The 12830-nt window shown below is 64.4% G+C and carries 15 protein-coding genes and 1 tRNA gene; 8 read left to right on the top strand and 8 right to left on the bottom strand.

Annotated features, from left to right (window positions below; translation table 11 throughout):
• The first annotated feature begins 27 nt into the window (after positions 1-27).
• On the top strand, positions 28-900 hold the full coding sequence (gene accD / locus J2T07_RS04075; RefSeq protein WP_306847461.1) for an acetyl-CoA carboxylase, carboxyltransferase subunit beta: 873 nt from the start codon (positions 28-30) through the stop codon (positions 898-900).
• Between the two features lie 9 nt (positions 901-909).
• On the opposite strand, the gene J2T07_RS04070 is transcribed toward accD, so the two are convergent.
• Entirely contained in the window at positions 910-1452 is a 543-nt protein-coding gene (locus tag J2T07_RS04070; RefSeq protein ID WP_306847460.1) for a phosphatase PAP2 family protein, read from the bottom strand.
• Entirely contained in the window at positions 1424-2584 is a 1161-nt protein-coding gene (locus J2T07_RS04065; protein ID WP_306847459.1) for a glycosyltransferase family 4 protein, read from the bottom strand. The genes J2T07_RS04070 and J2T07_RS04065 overlap by 29 nt, the downstream gene beginning before the upstream one ends.
• Before the next feature lie 150 nt (positions 2585-2734).
• Between J2T07_RS04065 and gltX the strand changes: the two genes are divergently transcribed.
• From gltX to J2T07_RS04050, 3 genes are read left to right on the top strand one after another with little or no spacing between them, the layout of a single operon-like run.
• Complete coding sequence (gene gltX / locus J2T07_RS04060; RefSeq protein ID WP_306847458.1) at positions 2735-4138, top strand: glutamate--tRNA ligase; 1404 nt, start codon at positions 2735-2737, stop codon at positions 4136-4138.
• Positions 4139-4165: 27 nt separating this feature from the next.
• A complete protein-coding gene (locus tag J2T07_RS04055) occupies positions 4166-4441 on the top strand; it encodes a hypothetical protein (protein WP_306847457.1) in 276 nt (91 codons plus the stop codon).
• A 40-nt stretch (positions 4442-4481) separates the two neighbouring features.
• Positions 4482-4955, top strand: coding sequence for a transcriptional repressor (locus J2T07_RS04050; RefSeq protein WP_430539305.1), 474 nt, complete (start codon positions 4482-4484; stop codon positions 4953-4955).
• 15 nt (positions 4956-4970) lie between these two features.
• Here the strand turns inward: J2T07_RS04050 and J2T07_RS04045 are convergent, their stop codons facing one another.
• Positions 4971-5675, bottom strand: a complete 705-nt coding sequence (locus J2T07_RS04045; protein WP_306847455.1) for a PP2C family protein-serine/threonine phosphatase — start codon at positions 5673-5675, stop codon at positions 4971-4973.
• A 145-nt stretch (positions 5676-5820) separates the two neighbouring features.
• Between J2T07_RS04045 and J2T07_RS04040 the strand changes: the two genes are divergently transcribed.
• Both J2T07_RS04040 and J2T07_RS04035 read left to right on the top strand, forming a co-directional pair.
• Positions 5821-5910 (top strand) — tRNA-Ser (locus J2T07_RS04040).
• Positions 5911-6070: 160 nt separating this feature from the next.
• Positions 6071-6499: a GFA family protein gene (locus J2T07_RS04035; RefSeq protein ID WP_306847454.1), complete on the top strand. Its 429-nt coding sequence runs from the start codon at positions 6071-6073 to the stop codon at positions 6497-6499.
• Positions 6500-6749: 250 nt separating this feature from the next.
• Here the strand turns inward: J2T07_RS04035 and J2T07_RS04030 are convergent, their stop codons facing one another.
• Both J2T07_RS04030 and J2T07_RS04025 read right to left on the bottom strand, forming a co-directional pair.
• Positions 6750-6929: a TetR family transcriptional regulator gene (locus tag J2T07_RS04030; protein ID WP_306847452.1), complete on the bottom strand. Its 180-nt coding sequence runs from the start codon at positions 6927-6929 to the stop codon at positions 6750-6752.
• Positions 6922-7107 (bottom strand): hypothetical protein, encoded by a 186-nt coding sequence (locus J2T07_RS04025; RefSeq protein ID WP_306847450.1) that lies wholly within the window; start codon positions 7105-7107, stop codon positions 6922-6924. Before J2T07_RS04025 ends, J2T07_RS04030 begins: the two co-directional genes overlap by 8 nt.
• A 314-nt stretch (positions 7108-7421) precedes the next feature.
• Between J2T07_RS04025 and J2T07_RS04020 the strand changes: the two genes are divergently transcribed.
• Complete coding sequence (locus J2T07_RS04020; RefSeq protein WP_306847448.1) at positions 7422-8300, top strand: S1 family peptidase; 879 nt, start codon at positions 7422-7424, stop codon at positions 8298-8300.
• A 47-nt stretch (positions 8301-8347) separates the two neighbouring features.
• Here J2T07_RS04020 and J2T07_RS04015 read toward each other — a convergent pair whose 3' ends face one another.
• The 3 genes from J2T07_RS04015 to J2T07_RS04005 all read right to left on the bottom strand — a co-directional run bounded on the left by J2T07_RS04015 (position 8348) and on the right by J2T07_RS04005 (position 12076).
• Complete coding sequence (locus J2T07_RS04015) at positions 8348-9817, bottom strand: serine hydrolase (protein WP_306847446.1); 1470 nt, start codon at positions 9815-9817, stop codon at positions 8348-8350.
• 357 nt (positions 9818-10174) lie between these two features.
• Complete coding sequence (locus J2T07_RS04010) at positions 10175-10525, bottom strand: GFA family protein (protein WP_306847444.1); 351 nt, start codon at positions 10523-10525, stop codon at positions 10175-10177.
• A 45-nt stretch (positions 10526-10570) separates the two neighbouring features.
• Positions 10571-12076: an FAD-dependent monooxygenase gene (locus tag J2T07_RS04005; protein ID WP_306847442.1), complete on the bottom strand. Its 1506-nt coding sequence runs from the start codon at positions 12074-12076 to the stop codon at positions 10571-10573.
• Positions 12077-12288: 212 nt separating this feature from the next.
• On the opposite strand from J2T07_RS04005, the gene J2T07_RS04000 reads away from it, so the two are divergent.
• Positions 12289-12774 carry a hypothetical protein gene (locus tag J2T07_RS04000; protein WP_306847440.1) on the top strand — a complete coding sequence of 162 codons (486 nt, stop codon included), beginning with the start codon at positions 12289-12291 and terminating at the stop codon, positions 12772-12774.
• Positions 12775-12830 lie beyond the last annotated feature (56 nt).

Here is a 12830-nt window from a genome sequence, read left to right as displayed (position 1 = left end):
GGTAGTACAGATACTCGGAGAGACACGATGAACTGGCTGCAGAAAATCATGACGCCGAAGACCCGCGCACCCAGCGCGGCCGGCGGCAAGGGCAAGGTGCCCGAGGGCGTGTGGGAGAAGTGCGCCGGTTGCGGCACCGTGCTCTACAAGCCGGAGCTCGAGAAGTCGTTGATGGTCTGTCCGAAGTGCGGCCACCACCACGCGATCTCCGCGCGCGCGCGCCTGGCCGCCTTCTTCGACGAAGGCAGCACCACCGAGTTGTGGCCGAAGATGGAAGCGGTCGACGCACTGAAGTTCAAGGACCAGAAGAAGTACAAGGACCGCGTCGCCGCCGCGCAGAAGAACACCGGCGAGAAGGACGCGCTGATCGCGATGTCCGGCCGCCTGCTGGAGCGTCCGCTCGTCGCGGTGGCTTTCGAGTTCTCCTTCATGGGGGGCTCGATGGGTTCGGTGGTGGGCGAGAAGTTCGCGCGTGCCGCCGAGAAGGCGCTCGCCGAAAAGAGCGGTCTCGTGTGCTTCTCCGCCACGGGCGGGGCACGCATGCAGGAAGGCCTGTTCTCGCTGATGCAGATGGCGAAGACCTCGGCGGCCCTCGCCCGCATGCGCGACGCGGGCGTTCCCTACATCTCGGTGCTCACCCATCCCACCACCGGTGGCGTGTCGGCGAGCCTGGGCATGCTGGGCGACCTCAACGTGGCCGAGCCGAAGGCGCTGATCGGCTTCGCCGGCCCGCGCGTCATCGAGCAGACCGTGCGTGAGACCTTGCCGGAAGGTTTCCAGCGCTCGGAATTCCTCGTCGACCATGGCGCGGTGGACGTGATCGTCGACCGTCGCGAGATGCGCGACAAGCTCGGCTCGATCCTCGGCATCCTGCAGAAGGCGCCGCGCGCCGCGGCGTGATCCCCAGGGTCAGACCAGCACGCGTTCCGCCCACAGCGACAACGTGCCCAGTCCACCGCCGATGGCGGTGGCTGCGAGCACGTCGCTGGGATAGTGCAGGCCGAGCACGACGCGCGATGCGCCGACCAGGGCGGCGAAACCGATCAGGAAGGGTGCCAGCACCGGGTAATGCGCCACCGCCACGACGGTGAACGACACCGCTTGCAGCGTGTGCCCCGAAGGAAAGCTGAACTCGTCCAGCGGCGGCACGTGAGCGATCACGCCGGGGCAGGTGCGGAAGGGACGCGGGCGGCGTGTCCAGCGCTTCAGCACACGGTAGAGCATCAGCGCCGTGAGGCCGGTGATCGCCATCTGCACCGCCACGGCCACGCCGTGCCAGCCGCCCACGAGGGCGATGACGCTCATCAGCGCATACCAGAACACGCCATCGCCCAGGCGGCTGATGGCGCCGAAGAAGATGCCGATCGCCCGGCGCGCGCCCCAACGGTTGGCGGCGACGCACATGCGGCGGTCCAGGTTCGCCCTACGCGGCGACGGCGGTGCTGCGTTCATGGACGTGCTCCTCGGCGAGGGATTGCATGATCGATTCGAACTCGGCCACGACCGATTCCGGCGAAAGGCCGGCCACCGAGCTGCGCGCGGCGGCACCCATGGCAGCGCGCACCGTGGCGTCGGCACCGAGCGCGGCGGCGCGCTCGACCAGGCCGCCTTCGTTGCCCGGCGCGACACGAATGCCGTTCTGGCCGTTGCGGATGAACTCGCGCGCGGCGGCTTCCGCATAGGCGACCACCGGAACGCCCGAGGCCATCGCTTCGAGTACCACGTTGCCGAAGGTCTCGGTCAGGCTCGGGAAGACGAAGAGGTCGGCGCTGGCGTAGTAGGCGGCCAGCTCGTCGCCACGGCGGGTACCGGCGAAGACGATGTCGGGATTGGCGGCTTCGAGCGCCGCGCGACCGGGGCCGTCGCCGACGATCACGCAGCGAGCCTCGGGCGCGCGGCGGGCGAGGGCGCGGAAGGCATCGATCACCACGTGCAGGTTCTTCTCCGGCGCGATGCGGCCGACGCTGAGCAGTACCGGGGCATCGGCCGAGGCACCCCAGGAGGCGCGCAGGCTTTCGTCGCGGCGCTCGGGATGGAATCGCTGGGTATCGACGGCGCGTCGCAGCACGCGGACATCGTGCACGCCGAGGTCGTTCAGTTCACCCGCGAGCTGGCCGGTCGGCACCAGGGTGGTCTGCGCACGGCGGTGGAAGCGGGCGAGGTAGTGGCGCACGAGTGGCGTCAACGCGCCGAAGCCGTAGTGGCCGACGTAGAAGTCGAATCGGGTATGGAAGCCGGTCGCCACCGGGATGCCGAGGCGACGAGCGGCGCTGACGGCGCTCCAGCCCAGGGGGCCTTCCGTGGCCACATAGATGGCATCCGGCCTGTCGGAGCGCCAACGGCGCTCGATGCGAAAGCGGGAGGGCAGGCCAAACCGCAGGCCGGCGTAACGGGGTACCGCGGCGCCTTCCACGGCCAGTACATCCATCCCGGCATCGGCCAACGGCGGGGTCGCCGGGTGGATCGGGCGGACGAGGTCGACGGAATGGCCGCGGCGGACGAGACCGCGTGCGAGCGACTGGACGGTCAGGGCGACACCGTTGACGTCCGGTGCATAGGTCTCGGTGACGATGCCGACGCGCATGGCGGTGCCCCTACTGGCCTGGTTGGCTCATGCTGGCCTTCCGCCGTGTCGCGCGGGTTATGGCGGCATGACCGGCAGATGACAGCAACCGGCGTGGAAACGGGCCGTATCGGTTAAAATCGCCCGCTTGTCCGCCCGATGACCCCCACGATGACCGTCCGTACCCGTTTCGCCCCCAGTCCCACCGGCTACCTCCATATCGGCGGCGCGCGCACCGCGTTGTACTGCTGGCTGGAAGCCCGTCGTCGCGGCGGCGAATTCGTGCTGCGCATCGAGGACACCGACCGCGAGCGCTCCACGCAGGAGGCCGTGCAGGCGATCCTCGACGGCATGTCCTGGCTCGGACTCACGCACGACGAGGGTCCGTACTACCAGACCCTGCGCATGGACCGTTACCGCGAAGTGGCCGATCAGCTGCTGCGCGAGGGCAAGGCCTACTACGCCTACGAGTCGAAGGAAGAGATCGAGGCGATGCGCAACGCGGCCATGGCCGCCGGCGTGAAGCCGCGTTACAACGGCTATTACCGCGACCGCAACGAGCCGTTGCGCGACGATCCCAACCGCGTCATCCGTTTCAAGAACCCGACCTCGGGCAGCGTCGTGTTCGATGACAAGGTGAAGGGCCGCATCGAGTGGTCGAACGAGGAACTGGACGATCTGGTGATCTTCCGTTCGGACGGCTTTCCCACCTACAACTTCGCGGTGGTCGTCGACGACATCGACATGGGCATCACCGAGGTGATCCGTGGCGACGACCATGTCAACAACACGCCGCGGCAGATCAACATCTACAAGGCGCTGGGCGCCCCCGTGCCGGAGTTCGCGCACCTGCCGATGATCCTCGGACCGGACGGCCAGAAGCTGTCCAAGCGCCATGGCGCGGTCAGCGTGATGCAATACCGCGACGACGGCTTCCTGCCGCACGCGTTGCTCAACTACCTCGTGCGGCTGGGCTGGTCGCACGGCGACCAGGAGATCTTCTCGGTGGAGGAGATGACGGCGCTGTTCGACATCGCCGACGTCAACAAGGCGGCGTCGCGTTTCGACGTGACCAAGCTGTCCTGGCTCAACCAGCATTACCTGAAGACCGACGATCCGGCATCGCTCGGTCCCGAGCTCGCATGGCATCTGGCGAAGATCGGCATCGACGCCACGCAGGGCCCGAATCCCGCCGACGTGGTCGTCGCGCTGCGCGACCGCGTGCAGACGTTCAAGGAAATGGCCGAGCGCGCGAAGATCTGGTACGGCCCGATCGTCGAATGGGATGACAAGGCCGTGGAGAAGCACCTGCGCACCGACACCGCGCCGGCCGCGCTCGACGCCGCGAAGAAGGAACTGGCCGCACTCCCCGAGTGGACGCCGGAAGCGGTGCACGGCGCGGTCGAACGCGTCGCCGCCTCGCTGGAATTGGGCATGGGCAAGGTCGCCGCGCCACTGCGCGTGGCGATGACGGGCACCCAGGTATCGCCGTCGATCGAGCACACCATCTATCTCGCCGGCCGCGAGGGTGCGCTCTCGCGCATCGACGATGCGCTGGCGCGTGCCGCGGCCTGAACCCCGGCACGCGAGCGGGGGTGAGCGGTGAATGAGCTGCTCGCCCGCGCCATGCAAGGGGTCGACCCGGACGATCCGGGCGCCTTCCTGCAGATATTCATGAACCTCATGGCCCTGGTTCCCTGGGGCCAGCTGATCCTCTGGCAGATCGTTTTCGTGGTGGTCGGCGGCCTGCTGGGCTGGTGGCGGGGCCGGACCATGGCGGGCGTGGTCGCCGCGCTGATCCTGGGGCCGTTCGGCTGGGTGGTGCCGTTCCTGCCGCGGCGTACGCCGCCCCCGCTGCCAGGGTCGAAAAAACGCTGACCTGCCCTCATGTTACGATGACGGCCATGAGGATATGCCTGTGACAGACCACGCCGCCCACCGACACGCGCACGACCACCACGACGACGCTCGTGGCTTCGTCGCGGCCGTGGAGCACGCCTCCACGGAACGTGGCCTGCGGCTGACGCCGCTGCGTCGCGAGGTACTCGAACTGGTCGCCGGCGCGGGCAAGCCCGTGAAGGCCTACGACCTGCTCGATCGCCTACGCGAGAAACACGGCAACGCGGCACCGCCCACGGTGTACCGCGCCCTCGACTTCCTGCTCGAGAACGGCTTCATCCACAAGCTGGAATCGATCAACGCCTACGTCTCCTGCCACCACCCGGCCGAAGCGCACCAGGTACCGTTCCTGATCTGCGACAAGTGCCAGTGCGCGCAGGAAGTGTGCGACGAGCGCGTCGCCGAGCTGATCGAAGCTCAGGCGAAGGCCTTCGGTTTCCGTGCGCAGGCGCAGACGCTGGAAGTGCATGGGATCTGCAAGAACTGCAGGTGAGGTTGCGCGTTGAGGTTAACCCGTGGCTCGCAACAAGATCGCCGTGATGTTGTCGCGCGCACTGCCACCCAGCGCTTCCAGGAGCAGGTGATCCACGCATTCCTGCGCGGCGATGTCGGTCCGCGAAACGATCTCGCCGATACGTTTGTCCTCGACTTCGTCGGTCAGGCCGTCGGTGCACAGCAAGAGCCGCGCTCCCGCTGCAAGCTCTCCACGCGCAAGGCCGATGTGCAGTTGCTCGGGCGAAGTGATGCCGAGCGCCTGGGTCAGCACGCTGCGCTGGGGATGCGTCCGCGCCTGAGCCTCGGTCAGTTCGCCTGCTTCGACCAGCGCTTCCACGATCGAATGGTCGTGAGAAAGGCGGGCTAACGTCCCGTCCCAGCGGTAGATTCGGCTGTCGCCGACCCAGGCGGCCTCGTAGGACCGGCCGACGATACGCACGGCGGCGATGGTCGTCCCCATGGGGCGCGAATCGGCCAGGCCGCTCGAACGGGCGATCAGCGCCTCGTTCACCCGCTGGATCGCGTCGACCAGCGATTGCCCGGCCGCGACCTGGGCCACGACGCCATCACGGGCGGTCGCCGAAGCCACCTCGCCGTGCTGGTGGCCGCCCATGCCGTCCACGACCAGGAACAAGCCCAGGCCCGCGTCGGCGTAATAGGTGTCCTCGTTGCGCGTACGGCGGAGCCCCGTATGCGTGCCGTGTCCGAACTCGATCATGGAGGCCTTGGAAAAGCGAAGGGAAGGGTGCCAATGCGCCCGTTGCCCGGGCAGGATGCCCCATCAAAAGCCTGTTGTCACGGCAGAACAGACCCACTATCATTGCGGGCCCGGCAGGGCTCAACCCCTGCCGTCGACCGTTCACGGAGAGGTGGCAGAGTGGTCGAATGTACCTGACTCGAAATCAGGCGTACGTGTAAGCGTACCGAGGGTTCGAATCCCTCCCTCTCCGCCAGTTCGCAGAAAAGCCCGCCTAAAGCGGGCTTTTTTGTTGGCCGAGATAAAGCTTCGGCACGCAAGTCGGGATACACGAGGCCTCATGAGACTTCCGCACTACCTCTGGCGCCATGAAGAGAACTATCCTCCCGGCAATCATCCGGCGCGAAGGTCTTGCCATGCTCGCTGATATCACCGAATCCAAAGCCGCTTGTCACTGCGGTACCGTTCGCTTCTCGGTCAAACTCACCGACGGGCTCCGAACCGCACGACGCTGCAACTGTTCGTACTGCCGCATGCGTGGCGCGATAGCGGTGTCAGCCGAGCTCGATGGCATCACCATTGAGCAAGGCGAAGATGCACTCAGCGTCTACCAGTTCAACTCCGGCACCGCGAAACACTACTTTTGTTCGAAGTGCGGCATTTATACCTTCCACCGGCGCCGTTCCAACAACGCCCAGTACGGTGTCAATGTGGCCTGCCTCGAAGGCATCAGTCCGTTCGACTTCGACGACATCCCTGTTCTCGATGGTGTGAACCATCCCGCCGACAGCGGCCGAAGCGCCGGTACCCCCGTCGGCCATCTCCGCTACATCCCCGTCGACTGACTCCTCATCGGATGGGATTCAACTCGGCGCCCGTATTGCCGTGCGAACAGGTTTGACCCCGGCCGGCCCGAGTGTCCCCGATATCAAAGCGCACAACCCGGACTACTCAGCAATCACACACGCAGACCAGTCATAAGCTCCCCCGCATGCTGCACACCAAGCGCATGCAGATCCGGCGCAAACGGACTCCCCGGAAACGTCTCCCGAAAAAGAACCCCCATCAACATCGGCCCCATCACCGAAAACAATATCAAGGCCGGGTCACTCGCACGAATGCTTCCCGCTTTCTGACCACGCCGGCCCGCTTCGCCACGTCGGTCAGCTTGGTCTGGGCATAGCCCTTGGCGACAAATTCATCAATGGCGGCCTCGATGATTTCCTGGGGAAGGGCGTCCTTCCGCCGGGTCCACTTCGGTTCTTTTTCAGTCACGGATGCTGCCTTGTTCCTTTCCCACCAGGTAAGAGCGCGAGGTGAAATACGCGTCCAACGTATCGGCCGAACCTTCGGGGTCGGCCAGCGCGACCCATATGTCGGGTCGAAGCAGATAGACGGCGTGATGCTTCAGGCCCGCCTTGTCATGCTCACTCGCGGCGGGCGCCGTTTGCACTGCGTACGGTTTATGTACGAATTGCGCGCGGCGCGGAGAACCGACTTATTGAACCAGCGTCCGATCGCGCGCGCAGGACCGTTCGGTCTGGACCGGATCGCTCTCGCCGTGGTCCGTTCGGCAATGGGCCAGCTCGCGGGAGTGGTGTCCGACTGGGTGTCCGCAGAAGTGTCCGCGGACGTTGCATCATGTGGAAGCATTTCCGTAGCCCTCTGATTCCGGCGGGTAATCGCCTCGATCTAGAGATGGCATGGTGTTTGCTCGGTCAGCCGGGGTCCTAACCTGGGATCGTTGAGCGCGAAGAGGATGAATCAATGAAATGGAGTCTCGCTTTTTGCCTATTGATGATGTCGACTGCTGCCGGAGCCGTTATCACCAGGGCAGACGTGGATGATGCCAAATATCGAATCCCGACTTCGGCATTTCCCGCGCTTGTAGACCTGCCTGGTGAGGGACATGGCGTCCTAATCGCTCCGCGGTGGGTCGTCACCGCTGCTCACGCAGCACCAATGCAAATGCAAGGCATGGAGAACGACGTATCCATTGGTGGGGTGGCGCGCAGGGTCAAACGCGTCATCACGTATCCCGGTTACAAGAAACTTCCCGATCAGCTGATCACGGAGGCCTTGGCATCGGGAGACCTATCCAAGTTGTCTGCATTTCTCGCGTCTTCTAACGATATCGCACTAATCGAACTCGCGGCGCCAGTAACAGATGTAACTCCTGTGCCTCTCTATCGCGGGAGTCAAGAAGTCGGGATGACCGCGGAACTTTTGGGCAAGGGAGCCACGGGAGATGGCGACAAAGGTCAGGATTCTCTTAGCGCACATCGCACTGTCTTGCGCCGAGCCTTCAACGTGATTGTGGGTGCTGATACGCGCTATGTTTGGTATCGATTTGACCCTCCACCGTCCGCCCTGCCGCTGGAAGGCATCACAGGGAGCGGCGACAGTGGTGGTCCCTTGCTCATCGGGGATGGGAGCTCAAAGCAACTCATCGGCCTCGCCTCTTGGAGCAGGTATCCTCCGGACCATCCATTTTGGAAGAGTTGGGCGCCAAGTCGTCCATTCGTGGAAGGCCTTTACGGAGTAATCGTGTATGGCGTTCGCATCTCAAGCTACATCCAATGGATAGAAAGCGTGACATCTGCGACCGTGAGCGACGGCACTCAGCTTCGGCCAGCGAAGGGTTAAAAACGATAGCGGGCGTTTTATGCGCGGTGTCACAGGCCCGCTAAATCTCACTTCGCTTGCAGCGCCTGCAGATGCTCCGCGCCATGCCGGTTGTCCGGATTGAGCGCCAGCGACTTGCGGTAGTTGGCAATCGCGTTTTGCTTGTCGCCGAGCTTTTCATAACCCTCCGCCAGGCTGTCGAACGCGTTCCAGCTGGCCGGCCACTGCCCCGTGTTGTAACGGAAGAGGCCGATGGCCTGTTGTGCCTTGCCTTCGCCAAGCAGGCGGTACGCCCAGGTGTTGACGTAATCCTCGGTCAGGTGCAGTTCTGGATGTTTGCGCTTGACCGCGGTGACGACGCGGGAGGTATTTCGATAACCATCGGCATCGAGCGCCTGCTCGAGCGCAACCTGGGCAGGGGGCTTGCCCCAGATTTCCAGAAGCGCCTGGTTTGCCAACGCCTGCATCTCGTTCTGGGTTTCCCCGGGCCGGTTGGCCAGCAGGATGATGCCGTAGCCGAGTGCCGGATACAGTTCGATGTAGCTTGAGCAACCAAACGTGCTGCCCGAGGTGCGCAGCCGCGGTTTGCCGTCGATGGTCCGGCTCAGCGTCCAGTTGTAGCCGACCGCGGACGTGTCCGAATTGCCCCACGCCGGCACCTGGGTCAGGCGGATGGCGGGGTCGGTGGCAGCGAGTTCTGCGGTCAGGAACTTCGCCATGTCCGTCGGGCTGTAACGCAGGCCACCCGCCATGAGAAACGCGCGCTCATACATGCGCGGCATGGCGACGTGCCGCTTGTTGTAGCCGTCGACCTCGGCGGATGCGCGGGCCTTGCCGATCCCTGGCTGCATGCCGAGCGGCTGTTCGATGTAGCGCGCCATGAGGGCTTCGTATGGCTCGCCGTAGACTTTCTCCAGAATCCGCCCGAGCAGGTCGGGGGCGAGATTCGAGTGCTGAGGCACCGTGCCTGGCTTTCGGCTGAGTTTGACTGTCCTCAGTTCATCAAACACCTGGTCCGGCCCGATCCGCTCCATGGCCTGTGTCGCAATGAAAGGCGCCTTGTCCGGGTCGGCCCCGACCGGGAAGGGATTGGGGAGATTGTCGGGAAGGGCCGATGTCGTCGTGGCAAGGTCGATGACGCGCACCGGGGTCCCGTCCCATTCGAGCCCCGGATAATCCCCCGGCAGGTAGCGGCGGATATCGGCTTGCGGGTCGATCCGACGTTCGAGGACCGCGTGGGCGAGGAGCAGCGAGTTGAAGAGCTTGCTGACCGAACCTATCTCATAGACCGAAGCTTCGGTCGGCGGACGTTCCTCGCCACGGCTCGTTGTGCCGAAGTTGTAAAAGTGCGCCTTGCCGTCCTTGACCACGGCAATGGACATGCCGTCGGTATGACCCGTGGCAACGAACTCGGTACCCAGCCGCTGGAACACCCTGTCCATGCGAGCCTGGGTCGTGTCCGGGGTGACTCCTTCCGCCGCAGCGGGTGTTGCAATGGTCCAGAGCAGCAGGGCGAGCGCGGGCAGTCGGAATGGCATGGTGGTTCCTCCGGTGGGGCGGCGACAGTGCAGGAACCTCGCCACCACGACAGCGCAGGCGGAGGTCATTGCCGGGTCGGATGCGTGGGGGAGGGAAAAGGTTGCCATACCGGACGCCCGCCCGGCGCGAATCATCCGGGCTGCTCGGCCAGGCGGTAGCCTCGGCGAGCCTTCAGCCCTGCTTTGCCCTGACCTGTGCAGGAGGTGCTGGGTTATTACAGAGCTGGCTCGACGTCTTATCGCTCTATCGTCAAGAGTGATTTCCGTATCCGGGCGACTGCAAGCATCCGCGGCCTGGCGTGGTCGTCGCCCCTGATCGCAGGATCGGGGTCGAACTCAATCACTTTTGACACGGCATCAAAAGCTTGCCCCGTCCACCTTTTGTATGGCCAGGGCGTCGAGATCTACCGAAGGAACACATCGCAAGTTAATCGCAGCCATTTGCCGACCGTCCGGCGCTTTCCCCCGCCCGAATGGCTGGCACCCACATATCGCGCAAAATCGATGGCAGATGGCGTGCTTGTTGAAATAATAATCCGTGAGCAGATCCTCTCCCCTTATGATGGAGAAATCATCATATGGCACGAAGGAAAACAGAAAGCCCTTGCGGCGGCAATGAGAGCAGTTGCAGCTTATGGCCGTGATCGGAATTTCGGTGCTCACTTCAAAAACCACAGCGCCACAATGGCAACTTCCTTCGTACGCCATATCGTGCCTCGCCAGTCGGGACTCTGCGCCGGGTTGTACCACGGACTAAGAGCGCGATGTGAAGTATGCGTCCAACGTATCGGCTGAACCTTCCGGGTCGGCCAACGCTACCCATGTGTCGGGGCGAAGCAGATAGACGGCGTTTTCCTTCAGGCCTGCTTTGCCGTGCTCGTCGGCCCATGAAAACTGCCGCAGCGTCACGCCGTTCCGGAGGCACCAGGCTCTTACGCCAGGGGTTGCCGTGCCGTAGACGTGCACCTGCCAGCCTATGACGGGCAGGGGTTCGAAGTTGTCTTGCCCGTCGACGTTCACCCAGGGCAGCCGATCGCCCCCTTCGACGTCACCGGCGCGGCCCTCGCTCAGGGGGCTGTCTTTGTACGCCAGGCCTGTCTGCGACACCATCTTGAAGAGCGTCTCTCGTGCGCTGCCGATCGTGTAGATGACGCCGGCGATGAGCGGCACGCCGTAGCTCCGCATCAGGTTGGCGAACCCGCCGTCGGCGGTGACCAGGCTGAAGATCCGGTCGGTGGTCTTCACCAGTTCGCGGGCGAATGCCTGGCGCTCGGTGGCATAGGTATCGAGCAGGGCATCCGGCGCTTGGCCGTGAATGACAGCCGCCAGCTTCCAGGCGAGGTTGATCGCATCGAGGATGCCGGTGTTCATGCCTTGCCCGCCCGCCGGGCTGTGGACATGTCCCGCGTCTCCCATCAAGAACACCCGGCCCTGGCGGAATCGGTCGGCGACACGGTGATGCACCCGGTAGTGGGAAAACCAGTTGACCTTGTCCACGTGGATGCCAACGCTCGCCATGGCCTCGTGGCCGACATCGTCGAAGGTCAGGTTCTCCGCGTGCTCCGCCCGCTCGTCGCGGACCGTGCCGATGAACCGGGCCTTGCCGTCGCTGCTATAGGGTAATACGACAACGAAATCCTCGCCGTTCAGGGCGATGTGCGCTTCCCCCGCGTTGTCGAGTCCGGAGAGTTCCACATCGGCCACATAAAACACATGCCGGTAGGTGCCACCTTCGAAGCCGATGCCGAGTTGCTTGCGAACGGTCGAGCTTGCACCGTCACAGGCGGCCAGATACCGGGCGTGGATGGTCTCTTCCGTGCCGTCGGCGCGGCGGACGCGGGATGCGACATGCTCACCCTTGTCTTCAAGGGATAGCAGTTCCGTGTTGCGTTCCACTTCGATGCCGAGCGACCGAAGCTTCGCCACGAGGGTCTTTTCGTGGAAGTCCTGGGGATACACGAGAATGAAGGGGTAGGGCGAGATACCGCGGCCGATGTCTTGCACGGCGATCCTGGCCCGGTGTTTGCCCCGTGCCCAGATATTCATGGCCGGCGTGCGGAAGCCTGCCGACACCACCTCGTCGGTGAGTCCCAGTTGGCGATAGAGCTCCAGTGTCCTCGCCTGCACGGCCATCGCGCGGGACGTCGTGCCCGGGGCCCCGGTGCGATCGATGATGCGGACCTTGACGCCTTGGGAGTGCAGCCAGAGGGCGTGGACGAGGCCGGTAGGACCTGCGCCGACTACGAGTACGTCAAGCATGGTGCACCCTCCGTCGTCACTAAGAACTCACGGGCCATTCTGGCAGGAAAGGGGTGTCGTCAGGGGCGGCAGCGGGATCCCTATCCCATTCCCGCGAAACGTCGACGCGCCGCCGCGTAGAGCTTGCGTCATGGCAGCACTGTAAACAGCGCGGTGACATCGCGTTTACCGGCCAGGGTGTATCGGTGTGCTCTCCCCGAACAGGCATCGCCATGCATCACGTCACCGGCTACTTCCCCAACCAGTTCTCCGCCGCGGCCATCGTCGACAAGATGCTCGGCCGCGGCATGCCCCGCGATCGCATCGTCGTCGCCACCGATGAAAGCATCGGCGATTCACCGGCCAGTTCGAACGCGCCGTCCAATGTCCTCTCCGATGTCAGCCACCTCGGACGCAACAGGCAGCGGGATTCAGGCGGGCGGGGGCTGGCCTCCGACCGTTCGGTCACACCGGATGCTCCCGAAACACTCGGCAAATCCATGGTGACGGTCACGACCGGCGGCGAATGGAGCGAGACGGTGTTGAGAGGGTTGATGGAAACCGCGGGTGCGGAAGACGTGGTGAGCGGCAGCGACGACGTTCCTCAGGAAAACGAGGGAGTCTGGCCGGCACCTTCCGAAGGCGATGCCATCGACGTGGAGCGGGCTATCGCGGCGTCGCGTCGCGGTGCTTCGGATGCGGGTTCATCGAAGCCATAGCCCCTCGAATGTGAGCGCGGCCATGACGTGAAGACCGCGCTTCACCAGACTCCCTC

It is taken from the genome of Luteibacter jiangsuensis, from assembly GCF_030812295.1.
Lineage (GTDB): Bacteria > Pseudomonadota > Gammaproteobacteria > Xanthomonadales > Rhodanobacteraceae > Luteibacter > Luteibacter jiangsuensis_A.
Note: the sequence above shows the minus strand (reverse complement) of the source record. Positions and strands in the feature narration are given on the sequence as shown.